At 58.0% G+C, this 22,793-nt stretch carries 22 protein-coding genes; 15 read left to right on the plus strand and 7 right to left on the minus strand.

Annotation, left to right across the window (positions count from 1 at the left end):
- The 5 genes from ABEV74_RS05140 to queC all read right to left on the minus strand — a co-directional run.
- A partial coding sequence (locus ABEV74_RS05140; RefSeq protein ID WP_430143955.1) for a hypothetical protein occupies window positions 1–237 on the minus strand: 237 nt, incomplete at its 3' end.
- A 1,263-nt stretch (window positions 238–1,500) separates the two neighbouring features.
- On the minus strand, window positions 1,501–1,998 hold the full coding sequence (gene queF / locus ABEV74_RS05145; protein WP_062490801.1) for a preQ(1) synthase: 498 nt from the start codon (window positions 1,996–1,998) through the stop codon (window positions 1,501–1,503).
- Between the two features lie 468 nt (window positions 1,999–2,466).
- A complete protein-coding gene (gene queE, locus ABEV74_RS05150; protein ID WP_430143958.1) occupies window positions 2,467–3,231 on the minus strand; it encodes a 7-carboxy-7-deazaguanine synthase QueE in 765 nt (254 codons plus the stop codon).
- The gene (gene queD / locus ABEV74_RS05155) at window positions 3,224–3,733 is read right to left on the minus strand and encodes a 6-carboxytetrahydropterin synthase QueD (RefSeq protein ID WP_430143961.1); all 510 of its coding nucleotides are present in this window, start codon (window positions 3,731–3,733) and stop codon (window positions 3,224–3,226) included. The genes queE and queD overlap by 8 nt, the downstream gene beginning before the upstream one ends.
- Entirely contained in the window at window positions 3,730–4,494 is a 765-nt protein-coding gene (queC, locus tag ABEV74_RS05160) for a 7-cyano-7-deazaguanine synthase QueC (protein WP_430143963.1), read from the minus strand. Before queC ends, queD begins: the two co-directional genes overlap by 4 nt.
- Before the next feature lie 785 nt (window positions 4,495–5,279).
- Between queC and ehuB the strand changes: the two genes are divergently transcribed.
- The 8 genes from ehuB (at window position 5,280) to thpD (ending at window position 11,734) form a co-directional block, all read left to right on the plus strand.
- The gene (gene ehuB, locus ABEV74_RS05165; protein WP_213530287.1) at window positions 5,280–6,095 is read left to right on the plus strand and encodes an ectoine/hydroxyectoine ABC transporter substrate-binding protein EhuB; all 816 of its coding nucleotides are present in this window, start codon (window positions 5,280–5,282) and stop codon (window positions 6,093–6,095) included.
- 1 nt (window position 6,096) lies between these two features.
- On the plus strand, window positions 6,097–6,750 hold the full coding sequence (ehuC, locus tag ABEV74_RS05170) for an ectoine/hydroxyectoine ABC transporter permease subunit EhuC (protein WP_430143966.1): 654 nt from the start codon (window positions 6,097–6,099) through the stop codon (window positions 6,748–6,750).
- 3 nt (window positions 6,751–6,753) lie between these two features.
- On the plus strand, window positions 6,754–7,428 hold the full coding sequence (gene ehuD / locus ABEV74_RS05175) for an ectoine/hydroxyectoine ABC transporter permease subunit EhuD (protein WP_430143969.1): 675 nt from the start codon (window positions 6,754–6,756) through the stop codon (window positions 7,426–7,428).
- Window positions 7,429–7,503: 75 nt separating this feature from the next.
- The gene (gene ehuA, locus ABEV74_RS05180; protein WP_430143971.1) at window positions 7,504–8,382 is read left to right on the plus strand and encodes an ectoine/hydroxyectoine ABC transporter ATP-binding protein EhuA; all 879 of its coding nucleotides are present in this window, start codon (window positions 7,504–7,506) and stop codon (window positions 8,380–8,382) included.
- Between the two features lie 14 nt (window positions 8,383–8,396).
- Window positions 8,397–8,888 (plus strand): diaminobutyrate acetyltransferase, encoded by a 492-nt coding sequence (ectA, locus tag ABEV74_RS05185; protein WP_430143974.1) that lies wholly within the window; start codon window positions 8,397–8,399, stop codon window positions 8,886–8,888.
- A gap of 83 nt (window positions 8,889–8,971) precedes the next feature.
- Window positions 8,972–10,255, plus strand: coding sequence for a diaminobutyrate--2-oxoglutarate transaminase (gene ectB, locus ABEV74_RS05190; RefSeq protein ID WP_430144014.1), 1,284 nt, complete (start codon window positions 8,972–8,974; stop codon window positions 10,253–10,255).
- Between the two features lie 102 nt (window positions 10,256–10,357).
- Window positions 10,358–10,741 carry an ectoine synthase gene (locus tag ABEV74_RS05195; RefSeq protein WP_430143976.1) on the plus strand — a complete coding sequence of 128 codons (384 nt, stop codon included), beginning with the start codon at window positions 10,358–10,360 and terminating at the stop codon, window positions 10,739–10,741.
- Between the two features lie 90 nt (window positions 10,742–10,831).
- Window positions 10,832–11,734, plus strand: a complete 903-nt coding sequence (thpD, locus tag ABEV74_RS05200; protein WP_430143978.1) for an ectoine hydroxylase — start codon at window positions 10,832–10,834, stop codon at window positions 11,732–11,734.
- 58 nt (window positions 11,735–11,792) lie between these two features.
- Here the strand turns inward: thpD and ABEV74_RS05205 are convergent, their stop codons facing one another.
- The gene (locus tag ABEV74_RS05205) at window positions 11,793–12,926 is read right to left on the minus strand and encodes a metallophosphoesterase (RefSeq protein WP_430143980.1); all 1,134 of its coding nucleotides are present in this window, start codon (window positions 12,924–12,926) and stop codon (window positions 11,793–11,795) included.
- A 361-nt stretch (window positions 12,927–13,287) separates the two neighbouring features.
- Between ABEV74_RS05205 and ABEV74_RS05210 the strand changes: the two genes are divergently transcribed.
- Together ABEV74_RS05210 and ABEV74_RS05215 are read left to right on the plus strand one after the other, a co-directional pair.
- Window positions 13,288–13,893 (plus strand): TetR/AcrR family transcriptional regulator, encoded by a 606-nt coding sequence (locus ABEV74_RS05210; RefSeq protein WP_430143983.1) that lies wholly within the window; start codon window positions 13,288–13,290, stop codon window positions 13,891–13,893.
- A gap of 193 nt (window positions 13,894–14,086) precedes the next feature.
- Entirely contained in the window at window positions 14,087–15,310 is a 1,224-nt protein-coding gene (locus tag ABEV74_RS05215) for an MFS transporter (protein WP_430143987.1), read from the plus strand.
- A gap of 258 nt (window positions 15,311–15,568) precedes the next feature.
- Here ABEV74_RS05215 and ABEV74_RS05220 read toward each other — a convergent pair whose 3' ends face one another.
- Entirely contained in the window at window positions 15,569–16,540 is a 972-nt protein-coding gene (locus ABEV74_RS05220) for a helix-turn-helix transcriptional regulator (RefSeq protein ID WP_430143991.1), read from the minus strand.
- 343 nt (window positions 16,541–16,883) lie between these two features.
- On the opposite strand from ABEV74_RS05220, the gene ABEV74_RS05225 reads away from it, so the two are divergent.
- The 5 genes from ABEV74_RS05225 to ABEV74_RS05245 all read left to right on the plus strand — a co-directional run bounded on the left by ABEV74_RS05225 (window position 16,884) and on the right by ABEV74_RS05245 (window position 22,777).
- Entirely contained in the window at window positions 16,884–17,933 is a 1,050-nt protein-coding gene (locus tag ABEV74_RS05225) for a LacI family DNA-binding transcriptional regulator (protein ID WP_430143994.1), read from the plus strand.
- A gap of 95 nt (window positions 17,934–18,028) precedes the next feature.
- Complete coding sequence (locus tag ABEV74_RS05230) at window positions 18,029–19,207, plus strand: Gfo/Idh/MocA family protein (protein ID WP_430143997.1); 1,179 nt, start codon at window positions 18,029–18,031, stop codon at window positions 19,205–19,207.
- Between the two features lie 97 nt (window positions 19,208–19,304).
- Window positions 19,305–20,210: an ABC transporter permease gene (locus tag ABEV74_RS05235; protein ID WP_244863771.1), complete on the plus strand. Its 906-nt coding sequence runs from the start codon at window positions 19,305–19,307 to the stop codon at window positions 20,208–20,210.
- Window positions 20,211–20,222: 12 nt separating this feature from the next.
- The gene (locus tag ABEV74_RS05240; protein WP_430144000.1) at window positions 20,223–21,104 is read left to right on the plus strand and encodes a carbohydrate ABC transporter permease; all 882 of its coding nucleotides are present in this window, start codon (window positions 20,223–20,225) and stop codon (window positions 21,102–21,104) included.
- Between the two features lie 56 nt (window positions 21,105–21,160).
- Window positions 21,161–22,777 carry an extracellular solute-binding protein gene (locus tag ABEV74_RS05245; RefSeq protein WP_430144003.1) on the plus strand — a complete coding sequence of 539 codons (1,617 nt, stop codon included), beginning with the start codon at window positions 21,161–21,163 and terminating at the stop codon, window positions 22,775–22,777.
- Window positions 22,778–22,793: the final 16 nt, after the last annotated feature.

Here is a 22,793-nt window from a genome sequence, read left to right on the forward strand (position 1 = left end):
GTTGCCGTTAGCCGCTCCGCCATCGGAATCCGGACGGCCATCGAGCCCGTCCTCATTCGGGGCGCCATTCGAATCGGCCGGTGCCCCGCCGGTATGCGTCACGGATGGCGACGGCGGACTCCCGCCTTCCGCCGCGGTGCCGTCCGCCGGGATTTTTCCGCCGTTTGTGCAAGCTGCGGTGGTCAGGACCATCAGGAGGAGGGTCAATAGCGGCTTGCGCCATATGCGGTTCGTCAAGATGTCCACCTGCTTTCGGCTGCGCGCTGGCAGCGTTTTCTAATCTCTAGACGCCGCCGCTCGACGAATAGTTGCAAAATGGACAAACAGTCGCCAAATTTATCATGCGCCGGGCGCGATCCGGACACTCGTGACCATCGGCATATCCCCAGCAGCTCGATTTGGTAAGAATCCTGCAAAAATGCAGGATTTGCAGCCCGAAACGGCAAGCCTAAGACAAATTCCTGCAAAAATACAGGAATTTTTTGCTATTTTTGCTTGCTTGGCCTTAAACGGATCTCAAAAACTGTATTTTCGCAGGAATTTTGGCGTTTTGTCTATTTTTAGGTAGAAAAAGCTGCACTTTTGCAGTTTTATGCTCGATGCGTCGTATCCGGCTTCGACACTCAACGTCAGATAAAGCAAAGTGGTTAGTCACCGGGGGGGCCGAGGTCGCCGGGGGAGTTTTTAACAATGGAAGCGCGCCTGTTATAGCCCATCACATTGAAAATCCCCCCTATTTAACCGTCCGGACGTCCGCCATATCCGTCGGCGCTTGCCACTGTCGAAATCGGTTCATTTTGTCCGATTCGTTAGCCGGGTGACGATTGGCCGCGGCGGCAAGAGTAGTCCGAGTGGCCGAAGTAGATGGAGTGATCTGAGTAGCAGGAGCTGGTCAGAGTGGCTGGGTTGGTTCGCATGGCGGACGGTCAAACTGCATGTACGTAATCTGAGTAGCAGGAACTGGTCAGAGTGGCTGAGCCGGGTCGCATGACGGACGGTCAAATCGCATGTGCGTGCTCTGAGTTAGCAGGAACTGGTCAGAGTGGCTGAGCCGGGTTGCATGACGGACGGTTGAACCGCATGTGCGTGTTCTGAGTTAGCAGGAGCTGGTCAGAGTGGCTGAGCCGGGTCGCATGACGGACGGTTGAACCGCATGTGCGTGTTCTGAGTAGCAGGAGTTAGTCGGGGGTGGCTGGGGTGGTTCGCATGGCGGACGGTCAAACTGCATGTACGTGATCTGAGTTAGCAGGAGTTGGTCGGAGTGGGGGGCTAATCGGAGCGGTCTGAATGGCCGGGGCTAACGAACCGCCGGCCACGAACGATCCAAATTTTTAACGGACATCACGTACCCGCGAAAAAACGTCCGGTTAAAAATGTATCGGACACTGGAGCGCCATAGCCTTCGAAATCGCGGTCACAAGAGGCATTTTTTCGCTTTAAGGTGTGCGTATGACCGATAGATTTTAAAGGCGGATCGCTTGCGCCTCCGGCGTGTCGAAATTAGCGGTTGTCGACTTTTTCGGGGTATAGATCATGCTGCAGCAGCCGTTGCTCAGCCATCCGTTCGTACTTGGTGCCGGGACGACCGTAGTTGCAGTAAGGGTCGATGGATATGCCGCCGCGCGGGGTGAATTTGCCCCATACTTCGATATATCGCGGGTCCATCAGCTTGATCAGGTCGTTCATTATGATGTTCATGCAATCCTCGTGAAAGTCGCCGTGATTGCGGAAGCTAAACAGATACAGCTTCAGCGATTTGCTCTCGACCATTTTTGCGTCGGGGATGTAGCTGATATATACGGTCGCAAAATCCGGCTGCCCGGTAATCGGGCACAGGCTCGTAAATTCCGGACAGTTGAATTTGACGAAATAATCCCGGTACGGATGCTTGTTGTCGAATGTCTCCAGCACTTCGGGAGCGTACGAGGTCGGATATTGCGTCCCCTGGCTGCCGAGCAGCGTCAAACGGTTCATCTCGTCGGATTGTCTACCGCTCATGAGTATTTCAACTCCTTTGATGGATTGGGTGTTGCCGGTCCTATCGAAACGCTGACTGTTCAAACGTATGCCGCATATGACAAAGGATCGCTTCAAAATGGAACCCCGCCGAACGGAGGCAGTGATGTCGCAGTGCCGCATGCGGGAACGCATCAGGCCGAGCGAAGCGGATGATATCGCAGTGCCGTATGCGGGAACGCATCAGGCCGAGCGAAGCGGATGATGTCGCAGTGCCGGATGCGGGAACGCGTCAGGCCGAGTGAAAACGCGGATGATGTCGCAGTGACCGTATACGGGAACGCGACAGGCAGAGCGAAGCGGATGATATCGCAGTGCCGCATGCGGGAACGCGTCAGGCCGAGTGAAAACGCGGATGATGTCGCAGTGCCGCATGCGGGAACGCGTCAGGCCGGGCGGAGGCGGCTCGTGTCGAAGACGCGTCCGCCGTGTCCCGGTTGGCCGACCGCTTCACACGCCGCGCCGGTTGCCCCATACGAGCGCATGAAGCTGCGGCAGCACGCGCGCGTCATTCAGCGCGGGAGAGTCGGCGACCCGCCCGATCAGCCACTCGTAGCGGCGCAGCAGCATGGCGGCGTGGCCGGCGGCGTCGTCCGTCCGCACGTCGGGGTTGCCGACCTGCACGAACATCGGGACGCCCTCATAGCGCCGGCGCACCCGCTCCGCGTAAGCGAGGTCGACGTCATCGAAGACGACGACCTTCAGGCTGAAGGCGCCCGCGCCGGTCTGAAGGCGGCTGACGATGCCGTCGAGCGTCTGCCAATCGGTCTCCATCCGCGAGCTCGGCGGCTTCGGCGACAAGGTGACCTCGTCGACCTCCGCCAACCAATCCTGCCAGCGGGAGCCTTGCGTCTCGACGGCGGTGCGGATGCCGTTCGCCTTCAGCAGCGTAACGAGGCCGCCGAGCGACGGCAGCAGCGCCGGATTGCCGCCGGACAGCGTCACATGGGAGAAGCGGTCGCCGCCCAGGCTGCGCAGTTCCGCATAGATCGCTTCCGGCGTCATCATCCGGATGTCGCTTGCGGCGGAACCGTCCCATGTAAACGCGGAATCGCACCAACTGCACCGGTAGTCGCAGCCGGCCGTGCGGACGAACATCGTTTTTTGCCCGATCGCCATCCCTTCTCCCTGAACGGTCGGCCCGAACAGCTCGATGACCGGAATGAGTGCCGCTTTCGCTTCGGCGCCGGTCCCGCGCCGCGCGCCGTTACGCATCGGCCATCCACTCCCTTCGCGCTTCGGCGTAGCTGGTCGGCGTCTCGAACAGGCGGACGAATTCGGTTCGCAAGCCCGCAGACCTTTCGCCGAGGCCGCTTGTACGGAGTCCTTCCTCCATCTGCTCGAACAGCCAGACGACCATGTTCTCCGCCGTCGTGTTCATCGGAGGAAGCGTCTCGTTCAAGTACCGGTGGTCGAGATAAGGCTCGATCCGGTTCTTCCATATCTTCTTGATGTCGGCAAAATCGACGACGATGCCGACATCGTCCGGCACGCCGCTGATGCCGAATACGACCTTGTACGTATGGCCGTGCAAATTTTTGCATTTGCCTTCGTAGGCGTGCAGATGATGGGCGGCGTCGAATGTGAACGACTTGCTGACGAGCACCCGGCGGCGGTGGTAGCGAAGCTGCTCATGGCCGATATCTTCGCCGTATCGCTGAAGCTTCTCGACGATGCGCAATTCACCCGGTACGGCCAATCGTTCCCGTTCGCTCATACCGGCTTCACCTGCCTTGCCGGCACGGCGCCGCTTCCGCCGTCGGCGTCTGTGCCGTCCGCGACCGCACCGCTAGCGAACGCGTCGCCCGCGTCCGCGGATTGGAGCCGCTCGCGCTCGGCCAGATAGGCGGTCATGCCCGCAAGCCGCAGCTTGCACGAAGGGCATTCGCCGCAGCCGTCGCCCGGTATGCCGTTGTAGCAGGTGATCGTATTCGTTCGAATATAGTCGAATACGCCGAGCTCGTCGGCCAGCTTCCACGTCGCGGCCTTGTCGATGCGCATGAGCGGCGTATGAATGAAGAACGAATAGTCCATCGCCAGATTCAGCGTCACATTGAGCGATTTGATGAAAATATCGCGGCAATCCGGATATCCGCTGAAATCGGTCTCGCATACGCCGGTGACGAGGTGCCGCGCGCCCCGCTGCTTGGCGACGATCGCCGCGAAAGTCAGGAAGAGCATATTGCGGCCGTCCACGAACGTGTTCGGCAGCTCGCCTTCGCGATGCTCGATCGCCATGCCGCTCCGCGTCAGCGCGTTCGGCGCAAGCTGATTGAGCAGCCCCATATCGAGCAGCGTCCACGGCACATTCTGCTCTTCCGCAATCCGGCGGGCGCAGTCGATCTCCGCCCGATGCCGCTGGCCGTAATCGAACGTTACCGCCTCGACCTCGGCAAATTCCCGCTTCGCCCAGAACAGGCACGTCGTACTGTCCTGGCCGCCGCTGAATATGACGATCGCTTTTTCTTGTCGATCCATAAAAAAAACTCTCCCTCCCATGAAATTTCCGCATGCGCCTTGCGGAAAGCCCCGGCAGAAAGAGTGTTCTTGAACTGTCGCTGCAGCAAAAAACAGACCTTATCCTTCATCACCGGATAAGGCGGCCTTAGTTTTTTTACCGGACCGGCGTTCGGCGCCGCTTGAGGCAAGCCGAAGCGGTCGGGGGAGACGAAACGCTTCGGCAGCGCGCTGATCCGGCGGACTTTGGCCGCGCCAGGATGCCGCTGCGTTGGCGTACGTTCCCAAAGAGGGAGTTCGCGAACCTCTCCCATGCGGGTGCATGGATTTCATATTTAATTGCCTGCATTTCATTATAACAGGAATCGGCAGGCGGGCCAATCGACGCCGTCATTTTCCATCTTTTCCATTGCAGCGGACATGCTCGATTGTTTTATAAATTTTTTTATGATTTCGAGGTGTCGCATTTTGTTTTTTGATCAAGATTTACCGTAATATTTTCAGTTTCAAAATTATAAACAAAACTTATGTAACATAAGCAAGTGCGCCCGTAAACCGCCCTGTTGGCTACCATCCTTCCATTATCAGGAGGAATTGGGAGAACCGGACGGGTGATCCCGCCTCTTCCCTTTTGAGCATGAATTACGCTATATTTTCTGAAATTTCTGGAAATGACCCGATCTTGCTGTCATGTTAGCATGATTAAGTAAACCGCCGGCAGCGCCTGCCGGTCACATTTCAAAGCACAGGGGAAAGGTTGTGGAAAGGGCGTGAAGAGAGGATTAGCGTTCGCATGGATCATTGCGATGATTATGGCGTCGGGATGCGGTCAGACGGGCGATACGCTTGCCGAGGCCATAGAAAGGGGGTATATCACCGTCGGTTTTGCCAATGAGAAGCCTTACGCCTACAAGACGGCGGATGGCGAGCTGACGGGAGAAGCGGTCGAAATCGCCCGGGTTATTCTGGAGCGGCTTGGCATTCAAGAGATGCGGGGCGAGCTGACGGAATTTTCGTCGCTGATTGCCGGGCTGCAGGCGAAGCGGTTCGATATCGTGACCGCCGGGATGTTTATTAACGCCGAACGCTGCGAGGCCGTGGCGTTCGCCAATCCGGAGTACAGCATCGGCGAGGCGATCGCCGTCAAGAAGGGCAACCCGTTGAACATCAAGAGCTACGAGGATATCGCGAACCATGACACGGCGAAGGTCGCCGTCATGGCGGGCGCAGTGGAGATCGGTTATTTGGAGAAGTCCGGCGTTTCGAAAGAGCGGATGGTCATCGTTCAGGATCAGGATGCGGCGATCAACGCGCTCCAGTCGGGTCGCGCCGATGTGATGACGATGACCGGCCCCGCGCTGCAATCGAGGCTGGATACGGCGCAGGATCCGAATATCGAGCGGGTGACGGATTTCGAGCAGCCCGTCATCGACGGTCAGGATGTGCGGGGTTATGGCGCCACCGCTTTCCGCAAGGAGGATACGGCATTCCGTGAGGCGTTCAACGCGGAGCTCGAGAAGATGAAGGAATCCGGCGAGCTGCTGGAAATTTTGCGGCAGTTTGGCTTCACGGAAGAAGAGCTGCCGGGTGACGCGACGGCCGAGGAGCTCTGCAAGCCTTAACATGCAGCCGACATGGAGTGCGCTCTTCCCGCTGCTGCTCGAGGGATTGGAAATTACATTACAGGTTGCTGCTCTGTCCGCGGTGGTTTCGCTGGCCATCGCTGTGGCAGCCGGCCTGTGCCGGCTGTCGAAATGGGCGGTCGTAAGGGGGGCGGCGACGGTCTACGTTGAATTTTTCCGCGGCGTATCGCTGCTCGTCCTGATGTTCTGGATCTACTTCGCTTTACCGTTCGTCGGCATCAATTTGCCGAAGCTGGCGGCCGCCGTCCTGGCGATCGGCCTGAACTACGGCGCTTACGGTTCGGAGATCGTACGCAGCTCCATATTGGCGGTGCCGAAGGGGCAGTGGGAAGCGGCCATCGCGCTCAACATGTCGCCGATGCAGCGGATGTGGCAAATCGTGTTTCCCCAGGCGTTCATCCGCATGCTGCCGCCGCTCGGCAATCTGTTGATCGAGCTGATCAAGGCGACTTCGCTCGTTTACTTTATCACGCTCTCCGATTTGACGTATCAGGCGATGATTTTGCGCAACAACTTTTTGACCTGGACGCCGCAAATTTTCGGCTTGCTGCTTGTTATTTATTTTGTCTTGTCCTGCTGCATTTCACTCATCGTACGGTTCGCGGAACGCAGGCTTGCCGCCTGGAGGTCGTAGAAAATGTGGGACTGGAATTATACGTTTTCGATTATGCCGGAGTTGCTGCACGCCTTTCTGATGACGGTCTATGTGACGCTGGCGGGCTTCGCCGTAGCGTCCGTCATCGGGCTCATTCTCGCCGTCGGCGCGCGTTCCAGGTTCGTCGCGGTGCGCATCGTCGTCCGCTGCATCGTCGAGTTCGTCCGGAATACGCCGCTGCTCGTGCAGGTGTTCTTCATCTTCTTCAGCCTGCCGCTGCTTGCGGGCATTTCACTGTCCGCGTTCGCCACGGGCGTTATCGGACTCGGGCTGCATTACGCCACCTACTTGTCCGAAGTGTACCGTTCCGGCATCGATGGCGTGCCGAAAGGGCAGTGGGAAGCTGCGACCGCGCTCAACATGACGAAAAGCCGCACCTGGATGTCGGTCGTGCTGCCGCAGGCGCTGCCGCCGATCGTGCCGATGATGGGCAATTATTTGATCGTCATGTTCAAGGAAACGCCGATCCTGATGGCGGTTACGGTGGCCGAGGTGCTGCTCGCGGCGAAAAATATCGCTTCCGTGACGTATCGGGTGTTCGAGCCGTACACGATCGTCGGCGTCCTGTTTCTTGTCGTCAGCGTTGTCGTCTCGCTGCTGTTCCGGCGGCTGGAGAAGCGGATGAACCGGACGAACGGGCCGGTGTTGAAAAGGTGACAGGCAGCCGTCGTCAATGCTTGTTTGCCGGCGTTTGGCAATATCGAATTTGGAGCTCGAGGGAGGGAGAGACGCATGAAGGTAGATACGGCTGAACAATCGTCGGCGGAACGTTCCGCGGTTGCGGAAGCTCCGGTTTCGGCGCAGGCCGGCGAACAGGCGAATGCGGCGAAATGGGAGCCGGCGCGCGGCGAGCCGGTCGTCCGGTTCCGCGGCGTGACGAAAACGTTCGGGGAGCTGGAGGTGATCAAAGGGATCGATCTCGACATTTATCCCGGGGAGAAAATCGCTGTCATCGGCCCGAGCGGTTCGGGCAAGACGACGCTCGGCCGGATGCTGATGACGCTGGAGCGGCCGAGCGGCGGCACGATCGAGGTGGACGGCGAAAATTTGTGGCAGATGGAAGTGCGCGGCAGAATGGCGCCGGCGAGCGACAAGCATTTGCACCGCATTCGCGGGAAGATCGGGATGGTGTTCCAGCATTTCAATCTGTTCCCGCATATGAGCGTGCTGCGCAACGTGACGGAGGCGCCGCGGAAGGTGCTGGGGTTGTCAGGGGAAGAAGCGCGCGAGCGGGCGGTCGAGATGCTCGGGAAAGTCGGGCTCGCCGACAAGCTGGAGATGTATCCTTCCCAGCTGTCCGGCGGCCAGAAGCAGCGTGTGGCGATTGCCAGGGCGCTCGTCATGCGGCCGAAAGTGATGGTATTCGACGAGGTGACGTCGGCGCTCGACCCGGAGCTGGTCGGGGAAGTGCTGGAGACGATCCGGGATATCGCCCGCGAAGGCGATATGGCGATGATGCTGATTACGCACGAGATGGACTTCGCCCGCGACGTCTCCGACCGGGTCGTCTTCAGCGCGGAGGGACGCATCGTCGAGCAGGGCACGCCGCAGCAAATTTTCGAGACCCCGCAGAGCGAACGGCTGAAGTCGTTCCTGAGCCGGTTCCGGTGAAAGGCGGAATGGAAATGACGATGATGGCATCCGGCATCAGGCTGAGACGGCCGACGGCCGGCGACGGCTCCCGGGTATGGCGGCTGCTGCGGACCGCCGGGGGTCTCGACGTCAACACCCCTTACAGTTACATCATGTTGTGCGATCTGTTCGGAGACAGCTGCGTGCTGGCGGAGGCGGAGGGCGAGCCGGTCGGCTTCGTGTCGGCGCTCCGGCTGCAGGAACGGAACGACACGCTGTTCGTCTGGCAAGTCGCTGTCCATCCTTCGGCGAGAGGCCGCGGTCTCGCGAAAGCGATGCTGCGCGAGCTGCTTGGGCGCCGCACGGAAATCCGGTATGTGGAAGCGACGATCAGTCCGTCGAACGGCGCTTCGCAATCGCTGTTCCGTTCGCTCGCGCGGGAGCGGGGCTGCGTGTGCCGGGTAACGGCAGGCTATGCGGCGGAGCTGTTTCCGAAAGGACAGACGCACGAGGAGGAGGAGAGGTACCGCGTCGGTCCGCTCTGACCGGCCGCGGAAGCGAAGACGACGTTTGAATCGGGACGATAACGACAAGAGGAGGGATATCGTTGACACAACGCGTGATCGGTATGCAGGTGTTCGATGAGATGGAATCGGAGGTTCGAAGCTACTGCCGTCATTTTACGGAGGTGTTTGTCAAAGCAAGCAATGCGACGATGGAAGATTCCGGCGAGAAAACGTACATCGATTTTTTCGCCGGGGCCGGCGCGCTCAATTACGGGCACAACAATCCCCGCATACGCCGCAGGCTCGTCGATTATTTGCTGGAAGACGGCATCACGCACGGACTGGACATGGCGACGAAAGCGAAGGCATCGTTTCTGCGGCGGTTCCGGGACGTCGTTCTGAAGCCGCGGGGCATGTCCTACAAGGTCATGTTTCCCGGTCCGACGGGGACGAACGCGGTGGAGAGCGCGCTGAAGCTCGCCCGCAAGGCGACGGGACGAACCGGCATTCTGTGCTTTACGAACGCCTTCCACGGCATGTCGCTCGGATCGCTCGCCGCTACCGGCAACGCGTTCAAGCGGGGCGGCGCGGGCTTGCCGCTCGCGCATACGACATTTATGCCGTACGACGGCTATTTCGGCGAAGAGATCGATACGGCCGCTTATGCGGAGAAGCTGCTCGACGATCCGGGCAGCGGCGTCGATCGGCCGGCCGCGGTGCTGCTGGAGACGGTGCAGGGGGAAGGCGGCCTGAACGCGGCTCGCGCCGGCTGGCTGCAGCGCATTGAGGCGTTGTGCCGCAGCCGCGGCATCCTGTTGATCGTCGACGACGTACAGATGGGCTGCGGCCGGACCGGCACGTTTTTCAGCTTCGAGAAGGCGGGCATCGAGCCGGACATCGTCTGCCTGTCCAAGTCGATCGGCGGCTACGGGCTGCCGATGGCGCTGACGCTGGTCAAACCCGAATACGATCTGTTCCGGCCGGGAGAGCACAACGGCACGTTCCGGGGCAACAATCTCGCCTTCGTCGCGGCGGAAGAAGCGCTCGCCTACTGGGAAGACGGCGAATTCGAGCGGGAAATTGCGGCGAAAGCGCGGCTTATGCAGCAATCGCTGCAGCGGATGTGCGAGGCGTATCCGGCATGCGGCGGAACGGTGCGCGGCCGGGGAATGATTCAAGGCATCGCCTTCGCCGAGCCGGAGCTGGCGGTCCGGCTGTGCAGAGCGGCGTTCGAGCGGGGCGTCATTATGGAGACGTCGGGCCCGCGGGACGAAGTGGCGAAGCTGATGCCGCCGCTGACGATCGAGCGGCCGCTGCTCGAAGAGGGGCTGCGACGTGTGGAGCAGTGCCTGAAGTTGCTGGCGGAGCACCCGTCCGACGCCACCATACTTGCCGGCCGTACATAACGGCCGGATACATGCGAGCGGGCAAGGCGCTTATCGCCATGCGAAAGAATTTGCCGCGAGGCCGTGGTTGCAGTTCAGACGAATGAAAGGGGAAAGGTCGAAATGATCGTAAAACATTTGGAGGATGTAATCGGGACGAAGGACGATGTGAGCGCGGCGACATGGATATCCAGAAGATTGATTCTGAAAAAGGACGGAGTCGGTTTTTCATTGAACGATACGATCATCAAACCGGGGACGGAGACGTTGATCTGGTACAAACATCATATCGAGGCCGTCTACTGCATCGAGGGAGAAGGCGAAATCCATCCGGAAGGAGACCGGGCGTATCCGATTCGCCCCGGCACCTTGTATGTGCTGGACGGACATGAAAAGCATTATTTGCGGGCCAAGTCGCAATTGCGGATGGTGTGCGTGTTCACCCCGCCGCTTACCGGCGCCGAGGTGCATGACGAAGAAGGCGCATATCCGCTTGTGGAAGCTTAAAGCGAAGTAACGGCGTGGCAGTCATTGCGGCCGCTTGGAACAGCTTGCCGCGAATCTGCTGCCGATAATTCGAAACAAGGAGCTGATCGCGTGAAATCGTTTGTCGGAACGAATACGGAAGCTAGCGGTGCGGAAGACCGCTACCCGTCCCGGGTCGGCGACAAGCCGGTCATCATAGAGCGGCGGGACCCGACTGTCTATTCGGAGTGGAGCGAAGACAGCCCGCTGACCCGCGAGCAGTCGGCGTTTTATGAAACGAACGGCTATTTGTTTCTGGAATCCTTCTTCACGGACGAGGAGATCGCCGAATGGCGGGAAGAATTGAGACGGTTGCAGGAGCATTACCGGACGCGCGACGCGAAGGAAGTGATCCGGGAGCCGGGAGGCGGCGAGGTACGCTCAATCTTCGCGGTTCATGACCGCAACGACGTATTCCGTCAGGCGGCCCGGCATCCGCGGCTGCTGAACATCGTTCGTTACCTGTTGGGCGGCGACGTCTACGTCCACCAGTCCCGCATTAATTACAAGCCGGGATTTGCAGGGAAAGAATTTTACTGGCATTCCGACTTCGAAACGTGGCATGTCGAGGACGGAATGCCGGCGATGCGGGCACTCAGCTGCTCGATCGCGCTGGAGGACAACTACCCGTTCAATGGCCCGCTCATGGTCATACCGGGCTCGCACCGCAAGTTCGTTTCCTGCGTCGGCCGGACGCCGGAGAACCATTTCAGGTCGTCGCTGCGGAAGCAGGAATACGGCGTTCCCGATCCCGGCAGTCTGACCGCACTCGTGCGGGAAAGCGGCATCGAGACTCCTATCGGGCGCAAAGGCTCGATCGTTCTGTTCGATTGCAATATTATGCACGGATCGAACAGCAACATAACGCCGTATCCGCGCAGCAATGTGTTTATCGTGTACAATAGCGTCGCCAACAAGCTGCAAGACCCCTATTCGGGGCAGGCGCCACGGCCGACCTATATTGCCGCGCGCTGACGGGCAGGTGCCGCTGCCGTTCTGTATCGCCGTGCGCTGACGGGCAGGTGCCGTTCTATCAATCGCCGAACCGGACTCGCAGCAGTATGATTTCGCTGCGGCTGCCGATGCGCAGCGGCGGGCCCCAGGTGCCGAAGCCGGAGGAAACGACCGCATGCATGCCGCCTATGACCCGGTACCCCCAATGGAGGTCGAACAATCGCTTCGTCAACAAATGGTTGGGCGCGAGCTGGCCGCGGTGGGTATGGCCGGACAGCGTCAGATCGGCGCCCTGCTCGGCTGCCAGGCGCAATTCGGCCGGCTGATGGTCCATCAGCACGATCGGCTTGGATCGGTCGAGGCCGTCAAGGAGCCGGCCGATCGGCAGACGGCCTTCCGGATCGTGCCCTTCGGATGCTTTGTCTTTGCGGCCGACGAGCTGCAGGCTGCCGTCGATGACGACTGTTTCATCGCGCAGCACGCGAATGCCCGCCGCTTCCATCTGTTCCAGATAAACGGGAATCGTTCTGCCGTAATATTCGTGGTTGCCCAGTACGGCATAGACGCCGAGCGGGGCGCGGAGCTTGCGCATAACGCTGCCCATATCGTTCGCGATATAAGGCGCGATATCGTCGTCGATGACGTCTCCCGGCAGCAGGATCAGGTCGGGACGCAGCCGTTCCGCCTCCTTGATGAGACGGTTCAGATGGCGCTTCCCGACGATGGCGCCGAGGTGCAGATCGGACGCGGCCAATATTCGCAGTTCCCGGCGCTTGCCGGACGGCTTCGGGATGGCGATGTCATACGACCGGACGACCGGCAGCCAGGCGTTCCGCGACCCGACGATGAGCAGGACCGCCAATATTCCCGTTACCGTCCAGCCGAGCGCCGGAATATAAACGCCGGACGATAGGCCCGCCGCACGAAGCGCCAGAGCCGCAAGATCGGCCATCGGCAGCAGCAGCACCAGATATTCGAAAAGAGCGAGCCAGTAAGCGCCGATCCAGGTGAACACAGCTCCCAACGGGCGGGGGAGAAAGCGCCGGCCGGCCCGGCCGATCATATAAGCCAGCGCCGTCAGTGCGAGAACGGCGGTCAGCGCCCACACGTCGACGGTTCCGAAGACAGCGGACAGAAACAGCCAGATGTGCCAGCCGATATAGACGGTCAACAGGCTGTAGACGAGCAGGATGACGGATATCGTGACGAACAAGCGGGCAACGCTCCTTTTCTACCAACACTCCTTTTTACCGGAGGAAAGGGAAGGAATCTTTTATTTTTTACTATAGCATACGCTCCGCGGCAGCGTAAAATAGCTGGCCGCGCTCCGTGCCCGTCTGCCGTTACCGTCAGTGAAAGAGCCGTGTTTTGCGCCGCCGAATTCGGCGCGGACATGGCTCTATTGCGTTGGAAAGTCTATCTCTCACCGATTGATAGTGTGGGAACGACGACGCCTGGTGCTTGGTTACTTGGTTACAAAATGTAAAGGGAAGGAATTGCCTTTTGATCGTCCACCCGTTATACTTTAATTAAACCGATCGGTCAGATTATTAACAAGAGGAGGGTTCATCGAGATGGCGCGCAAAACCCCTGAGGAGGCTGAACGTACACGACAGCAAATTATGAAGAGCGCTAAAGAGTTGTTTATCCGCAAAGGTTATGGCGCGTCATCGATGGAAGACATCTGCGAGGAAGCGGGTGTCAGCAAAGGCAGCATCTATTACCATTTCAAGAGCAAGGAGCAGTTGTTTCTTCGGTTGCTGGAACAAAACATGCTGGAATGGGAAGATAAATGGCGCGAGCTTGTCAAGCCGGGCATGACGGCGACGGAAAAGCTCTATGCGCTTGCCGAACATTATGCGCAGGATTTCGACAATCCGCTCATTAAGGCGGGCGAGGAATTCGCCGGCAGCTACGGCAGCGATCCTGCGGTGCTTGAACGGCTGCTCGACATCAGCCGCCGGCACTATCCGCTTATCGGCGAAGTGGTGGAGGAAGGCATCGAGAAGGGCGAATTCCGCCACGACGATCCGAAGGCGCTGACCTATATATTGGTCGGCATGATGAGCGGTCTCGGTCTCACTTATTATGAAGACATGCCCAAGGAAGAAGTGCTGGCGCTGCATCGGAAAGCGATCGATATTTTCGTCCAGGGCGCAGGCTTGCCGCGAAAAGGCTGACATGCGAACGGTTTGATCGCGAAAGCGGCATCTGTCGGCGCCGCATCAACCCGGACGGCAACGGTCGGCTTCCTGCAGTACGGCCTCCCGCAGCACGGATTTGTGCCGGAGGCGTACTATCCGACCGCGTAGCAGCGGTCAGTTGTTTTTACAATTATACCGAACGGTCAGATTATAATAGGAGTGTAAGCCCATGCCCCCCCTATTCCGTAATCGCGTTTTTCTCATCGTGGCGGGTGCCGATTTGCTCCAGCAGATTGGCATCTGGGTCCGCAACATGGCCCTTCTTTTCTATATTATGGAGCAGACGGGCAATAATCCGACGGCGGTGGCGCTGCTGACGGCGCTGGAATACTTGCCGATATTCGTATTTTCCATGATCGGCGGGACGTTAGCCGACCGGTGGAACCCGAAAAAGACGGTCATTATCGGCGATTCGCTAAGCGCGGTGTCGATCGTCGTCATCCTCGGTCTAGTATCGGCCGGTTGGTGGCAGGCGGCATTTGCCGCGACGGTTGTTTCGGCGGTCGTCAGCCAGTTCTCGCAGCCGTCTTCCTCGGTGTTGTTCAAGCGGCATGTTCCGGAGGAACTTATCGGTGCCGCAATCGGAATAACCCAAAGCCAGATGGCCATATTTATGATTGGCGGTCCGATTCTCGGCACGCTGATCTATTCCCGGCTTGGCATAGAGGCTTCGTTGGGCGTACTCATTGCGGTGTTTGCGCTTGCGGCGCTCATTCAGTTGGCGCTGCCGTCATCGCCGCGCGATACCTCTCCCGCCCCATCGCCGTTGCTCCGGGATATGCGGGAAGGCATCCGTTATGTCGCCGGAAAACCGAATTTGCGGCTGACGGCGGTTATGTTCCTGCTCGTCGGCTGCGCAACCGGCATTACGCAACCGCTCGATGTGTTCGTCACGATGGAGCGGCTCGGCTTGGCCAAGGAAGCGGTTCAATGGTTCGAAGCGCTGGCCGGGGTCGGATTGCTGGCCGGCGGGATTATCGCCGCCGTTTTCTCCGGCATTGTGGATCGGCACCGCAGCCTCATCATACCGTTGGCGCTCATGGCGCTGTCAATCGGCACCGTGATCGAGGTGCTGTCGCTGTGGCCGGTGCTGACCGGAAGCGTACGGTTTTTGCTAGGCATCATCATGACCTTTTTCCAAATCGTATTCGGCGCGCTCATTATTAAGGAGGTGGATGAAGCCTATATCGGACGTACGAACGGGGCGATCGTTCCGCTCATGATGGGAGGCATTCTGATCGGGTCGGCAATATCGGGTCTGCTGGCCGAAATCAGTCTGTTTGCCGCTTACGGCGTATCGGCTGCGTTGACGGCCGCCGGCGCGGCGCTGGCAACCCGGCTGCGGACAACGGACGCGGCTAAACATACGCCAACGCATGCGGAAAACGCCTGAAACCTAACCGGGAAAAAGCGTTCACCATCCAGTCGGGAAAATGTGCTCTTCGTTCCGTGTAACGGTATGCCGATCTCCGGCCAAGCGGGAATACGCCGCACGAATTCCAGCCGGCGGCATACCGCTGCCGCTCGCTGTCCGAAACGGCAAGCCCGTGCCTTATACCCGCGCGGCACTGGCATAAAATCGTAAATGAAGCCGAAAGGCCGCTCCAATCGGCCGAACCGGATACAGCTGGCGGGCAGAGCCCCCCATTCTTCACTTGCCGCTGTCTGCTGCGTCATAGAGCTCGACAATGGCGCGGGCTTCGGCTTTTACCCGGTCCCGAAGCTCCGCCGGTTCCTTTACCTTCAGCTGCGCACCGAAGGATAGAACGATTTCAGATGCCGAATCCAGCGTTTCGAATACGAGTTCGGCCTCGAGCCAGCCGTCCCTCGCCGGAAAGGTGGCTCCAATTTGAACATAACGCTCCCGGGAAAGCCGGGACAGCAGCTCCTCCTTGAGGATTACGGTTGCCGGATAGCGCGGCAAGGACGATTTGAACTCCGCCATGGACTGCTCCCAATATTGCGCCAGCTGAAAGCCGTCCGGCATTTCGAACGTTTCGTCCAGCAGGCGGGCATCAAGCAGACGGGAAATCCGGTACGTTCGCAAATGTCCATCGACCTCGGCGACCATGTACCAGACGTTTCGTTTGGCGACCAAACCGAGCGGATGGACGAGCCGTTCGGCCGGTTCGTTCCCTTCCCGCCGGTAGCGGATAAGCAATTTGCGTTCGTTCCAGACCGCCTCCTGCACAATGGGAAGATAATCGAACGATTCGCCGCCGGTTTGATGCCAGCCCGCCCCGTCAATATGAATGCGCTGCAGCACGAAATCGGTGTTCCGCTTAACCGTTTCGGGCGCTGCCGCAAGCAGCTTCTGGAACGCCGTCTCGAAATCGCCGCGTATGCCCAAATCATCCAGAAGACCGGTCGGATTGGTAAGGAGAAGCGATAAAATCTCTTTCGATTTCATGCCGGTCAGATGGGTCCGGTAGCCTTCCGACAACCGCCATCCTCCGCCGGACCCCCGTTCCGCGAACACTGGAATGCCGGCGGCGCTTAAAGCTTCCATATCCCGAAAAATCGTCCTTTCCGACACTTCCAGCTTATCCGCAAGCTCCCGGGACGTCAGCTTCCCGTTGTTTTGCAGCAGCAGCAATATCGTCAGCAGCCGGTCGGCTCTCATCGAGGTTCCCCCTTTTCCGTTCATTCCTTAAATATAAATCGCTGTACTGGCGGCGAATCTCTCCGATATAAACCCACCCGCCGGAAACGACCGGTTGACCGCCGAAATAGTAATGGCGCGCGGCCGATGCCCGGCGGAAATGTTATACAAGAAAACCTTTGACTTTGGGGCCAATGGATGCTAATATTTGGGTAAATATTTGGCCCAAAAATAGCCCAAAATTTACCCAAATTCTGCCCGAAATGTAGCCAAACGCTGCTCGAATTTGCGCAAGACGACTCGAATGGCAGGGGAGCGTTCCCCGGCAACGTTATGACTAATGGACGAAGGTGAATTGTATAAAATGCCAACGCTGAAAGATATTGCTCAGAAAGTCGGTTTCTCCATCTCGACAGTATCCCGCGTCTTGAACAACGATATGAGCCGTCACATCAGTCCCGAAACGAGAACGAAAATATGGAAAGCCGCCAAAGAGCTGAGGTATGTTTCGGATGAAGAGGCAAAGCCTTCCCCCGGGAGCGCGGCAAAGCCTGGCGCCGCAGCAGGCGGGAGGCAGATCGGCTGTATCGTATCCGTGCCCCAAAACAAATATAATCATCCCTATTTTTCTCCGATACTGGAAGGGATCGAAAAGAAGCTTTCCGAGCTCGGCTGTTCCCTTGCTTACGTCATTACGATGAAGGAGATCGAGGGAGAGAAAGCGATACGCCGGCTGGTGCAGGAGCACAAGCTGGACGGGTGCATTATCGTCGAAGGGATACGCCCCGATATTTACGAATATATCAAAAAAATCGTCCCCGCGGTCGTCGGCATCGACATTGCCGATCCTACTGTTCCGGTCATTTCCTACGACCGGGTGCAAGCAGCGAAGTCGGCGGTCGCCCATCTGATCGAACAGGGGCATCGGCAAATCGGTTTTATCGGCGGGACCGGGCTTACCGGAGACATCGAACGGGAAAAACGTTACCGCGGCTACCGGGCCGCCCTGCAGGAAGCGGGGCTCGAAGCCGATCCGCAATGGATCATCAATTCGGGCTGGGACGTCGACGTCACGTATTCCCGCATGTCCGAATTGCTGGATACGAACGGAATCCGGATCCCGACGGCCATATTCGCCGCCAGCGACATGATGGCGATCTCGGCGATGCGGGCCGTGGCGGAACGGGGACTTCGCATTCCGCAGGACATCGCTTTTGTCGGACTCGACAATATCGAAGTGTCGCAGTACACCTCGCCGCCGCTCTCCACGGTTCACATTCCGAAGAGCGAAATCGGCATGATGGCGGCCAAAGTGCTTGTCGACCAGATCGAGGGACATCATCCGCTGCCGTTCAGGATGCTGCTTCCGTACCGGCTGCTCATCCGGCAGTCTTCCGATTATATCCGAAAATAAGAGAGAAAATCGCTGCCGGATTCATATTTTTTTTGATAGTTGGACAAAAAAACGATTTTTTGGGCCCAAAAAATCGACAGAAAAGGGGAAGGGAAATGAAGAAAATTCGTATCGGCGTGATCGGCCTGGGCTGGCGATCCGGAGTTGCCCATTACTGGCATCGGCCGGAAGGGAGGTCGGTTGTCGTCGCCGGGGCGGATATCGATCCGGCGCGATGGGACAAGTTTCGGCAAAGAGTGAACCCCGACGCCGACGTCATGAACGATTACCGGGCGCTGCTGGAACGGCAGGATATCGACGCGGTCGCGATCATGACGCCCGATTACTGCCATGCCGAGCACGCGGTTGCGGCGCTTCGGGCGGGGAAGCATGTCTATTGCGAGAAGCCGCTCGGCATTACGGTGGAGGAATGCGACCGGATTTTGGAGGCGTGGAGAGCTTCCGGCAAGCATTTCATGATCGGCTTCAACATGCGCTACATGAACATGTACCGGACGATGAAGGAAATTATCGATTCCGGCGCCATCGGCGAGGTGAAAGCGGTCTGGGTGCGCCACTTTGTCGGTCTTGGAAGCGATTACTATTACCATAGCTGGCACGGCAGCTCGAGAAACACGACTTCGCTGCTGCTGCAAAAAGCTTCGCACGATATCGACATGATTCATTGGCTCGCCGGCCGGTATACGGAAAAGGTTGTCGCGTTCGGCGGCGTCGACTATTTCGGCGGGAGCAAGCCGAACGACTTGATCTGCCCGGAATGTCCCGAACGTGAAAGCTGTCCGGAAGCGCGCTTCGGCCCGCTGGTGCAGTGCGCATTTCGCGAGGAGATCGACGTGGAAGACAACAGTATGGTGCTGATGGAGCTTGAAGGCGGCATCAAAGCTTCCTATATGCAGTGCCATTTCACGCCGGATTACGAACGGAATTATACGATTATCGGCACGGAAGGCAGAATCGAAAATAACGAGACGGACAACAAGGTCATCGTGAAAAACCGGAAAACGAATACGTGGCGGGAACTGTCCGACGTTGTGTACGACATCAAAAAGGCCGAAGGCTCGCATAACGGGGCGGATCAAAAAATATGCGACGATTTCATCGCCATGCTGCTGGACGGCAAAGAGCCGGTCGCCCAGCCGCTTGCGGGCCGCATGAGCGTGGCGGTCGGCTGCGCCGCCACCGAGTCGATGAGATCGGGCGGAGCCGTCGTTCGGGTCAAGGAACGGCAGCCGTGGATGACCGAAGACGGAGCGCCGCTGGCCCGCTTGTCATAAGCGTAAGCGGCCATCGGTCAAAGCAAAGGGAGGGGGGCATGGCGTGAACAACACGGCCGTTTCGCATCCGAGATCCGGAAAGACGCGTCCGGCGAAACTGCGGACGTTTCAAAAGTCGCTGCGGAAAAATTGGGACTTATATTTGCTGATTACGCCCGTTATCGTCTACTTTTTCGTCTTCGACTACATCCCGATGTACGGGGTTCAAATCGCCTTCAAAAACTTTATCGCGGCCAAAGGCATATGGGGCAGTGAATGGATCGGGTTCGATCATTTCGAACGCTTCTTCAACAGCTACTATTTCGAACGCCTGATCTGGAACACGCTGGGCATCAGCCTGTATCAGCTCGCTGTCGGGTTTCCGATTCCGCTCATTCTTGCGCTGCTGCTCAACGAAGTAGGCAACGGCCGTTTCAAGCGTTTCGTGCAGACCGTTACATACGCGCCGCATTTTTTGTCCACGGTCGTCATGGTCGGGCTGATCTTTCTGTTTTTGTCGCCGCAGAACGGCATCGTTAACCATCTCATCGTCTTGTTCGGAGGAACGCCGATCTCGTTCATGACCGAACCGGAATGGTTCAAAACGATCTACGTCTTCTCCGGCGTCTGGCAAGGAATGGGCTGGAACTCGATCATTTACCTGGCGGCGCTCGCGGCCATCGACCCGTCTTTGCACGAAGCGGCCAGAGTGGACGGGGCGAGCAGGCTCCGGCGCATATGGCACATTAATTTGCCGGGCATCATGCCGACCGTCGTCATTCTGCTCATTCTGAACGTCGGCCACATCATGAGCGTCGGCTTCGAGAAAATTTATTTGATGCAGAACAATTTGAACATCGAAAGCTCGGACGTCATCTCCACTTACGTGTACCAGCAAGGGATTATCGGCGCGCAATACAGCTTTGCGGCGTCTGTCGGCCTTTTCAATTCCGTGATCAATATCATCCTTCTCGTCGCGGTCAACCGGATCGCCAAAAAAGTAAACGAGACCAGTTTGTGGTAAGGGGGGATTGCGGTGAAAGAAACGATTGCGGACCGGATCGTGGGCGCAGCCATCTACATCTTGCTCACACTCATCCTTTTGGCCGTGCTGTACCCGCTCGTCTTCGTCGTCAGCGCTTCGATCAGCGATCCGCTGTCGGTGTCCAAAGGCGAAATGTGGCTGTTTCCGAAAGACTTGTCCTTCATCGGCTACGAGCGCATTTTTTCCAATCCGGAAATATGGACCGGGTACATCAACACGATCGTGTATACGCTCGTCGGCACATTTCTGAATCTCGTCATGACGATCATGGCTGCTTACCCGTTATCCCGCAAAGATTTTTCGGGGCGCCATGTCATGACCGCCTATATCGTCTTCACGATGTTTTTCAGCGGCGGCCTCATCCCGACTTACTTGCTCGTCAAAAACCTCGGCATGATCAATACGATGTGGGCGCTTATCATTCCGGGCGCGGTCTCGGTGTGGAACATCATCATCATGCGAACCTTCTTCCAAACCAGCATCCCGAACGAAATTCAGGAGTCCGCGTCGATCGACGGGTGCTCCAACCTGCAGACATTATGGAAAATCGTCATTCCGCTCTCGATGCCTGTCATCGCGGTTATGATCCTGTTTTACGGCGTCGGCCACTGGAACGCTTATTTCAACGGTCTGATCTACCTGAACGACCGGGACAAATATCCGCTTCAGCTGTTTCTGAGGGAAATCCTCATCAAATCGGAGGTCGACAACATGGCGGGCAGTATGGATCTGTCCGTGCAAAACCATCTGATGGAGACGGAAGCGATCAAATACGCCATCGTAATCGTCGCCAATTTGCCTATCCTGATGCTGTATCCGTTTTTGCAGAAGTATTTTACGAAAGGCTTTATGGTCGGTGCAATCAAGGGGTAATCGCCAACGGTCCCTTGTTTCACAAATAGAACTTATTCAGGGAGGGTTTCGGTTTCATGAAGAAGAGGAGAATGGCTCTGCTCATGCTCGTGTGCGCGATGACGATCGCGCTCCTCTCGGCATGCGGGGGCGACAACGAGCCCGCGCCTTCTGCGGAAGGCGGGAAGGACGGCGGGACGGAAGCCGGTAGCGAGCCGGCGGTCAAGACGGAAGGATTCCCGATCGTGGAGGAACCGATCAAGCTGACGTTTTTTGCCGGCAAGGCGGCTTCGGCTCCCGCCGACTGGAACAGTTTGCCCGTTTGGCAGGAGTACGCGAAGATGACGAACATCGAGGTCGATTTTCAGCTGACGCCCGCCGAAAGCCTGGCCGAGAAGCGCAACCTGGTGCTGTCGGGCGGCGACTATCCCGACGCCTTCCACACCGCGCGGCTGTCGACGATCGATCTGATGAATTACGGGACGCAGGGAACGTTCATTCCGCTCAACGACCTGATCGACAAGTACGCTCCCAATTTCAAAAAAATGCTCGAGCAATACCCGGAAGTGAAAAAAGGGCTGACGATGCCGGACGGCAACATTTATTCGTTCCCGACGTTTTACGATCCGTCGTTCAAATCGGTGCTGATCGGAACGAAGCTGTGGTATAACAAAAGCTTCCTGGATGCGCTCGGCCTGAAAGAGCCGGAGACGACCGATGAATTTTACGAGTATTTGAAAGCGGTCAAAACGGGGGATCCGAACAAAAACGGGAAAGCGGACGAAATTCCGTACGCGGCAAGCAACTACGGCTCTCTGCTGGACGAGCTGAAAGGGGCTTGGGGGCTGGGCAACCGCGGCAATGTGCATCCCCGGGTGGACATCGACCCGCAAACGAACGAGCTGCGTTTCATTCCGACCGATCCGCGCTACAAGGAAGTGCTGGAGTATATGAACAAGCTCCACACGGAAGGGCTGTTCGTCGACAACATCATGACGATTCAAGGCCCGGAAGTGAACGCCCTGATGGATCAGGGGCTGGTCGGCGCATCGGAAACGAACAGTCCGCATGCCATCAGCGGGGTCAACATTCAAAATTTCGTCGGCGCGCCGACGCTGATCGGACCGCACGGCGACCGGATTTTTTCGCGGGCCCGTTCCCCGCTTATCGATGCCGGCGCTTTCGTCATCACCGACAAGAACGAGCATCCGGAAGCGACGGTGCGCTGGATCGATTACTTCTACAGCGAGGAAGGCAGCAAGCTGTTCTTCATGGGCGTTAAAGATTTGAGCTATATCGAAAAACCGGACGGCACGCTCGAATATACGGAAGCGTACCAACAAGATCCGTCGAAGTTTGTCTCCTGGGCGGGCGGTTACTACCCCGCCATGCTGACCGCGAACACGTTTAAAGGCGGGGAAGCGACGCCGGAGAGCATGGAAGCGGCGGCCAAAGTCGAAGCGCAATGGCCGGAGGAAGTATGGCCGGCGTTCACGTACACGCAGGAGGAACTCGGCCGGTTTACGCCGCTTCACACGGACATCAACAAATATGTGGACGAAATGACGGCGAAGTTTATATTCGGCGACATTCCGTTTTCCGAATGGGACAAATATGTGAGCACGATCGAAAAAATGGGGCTGGATCAATATTTGGAAATCTACAAGGCGGCTTACGAACGGTATAAAAACTGATTCGCCGGCCGGCGCA

It is taken from the genome of Paenibacillus cisolokensis, from assembly GCF_050481165.1.
Classification (GTDB): Bacteria; Bacillota; Bacilli; order Paenibacillales; family Paenibacillaceae; genus Paenibacillus_AH; species Paenibacillus_AH cisolokensis.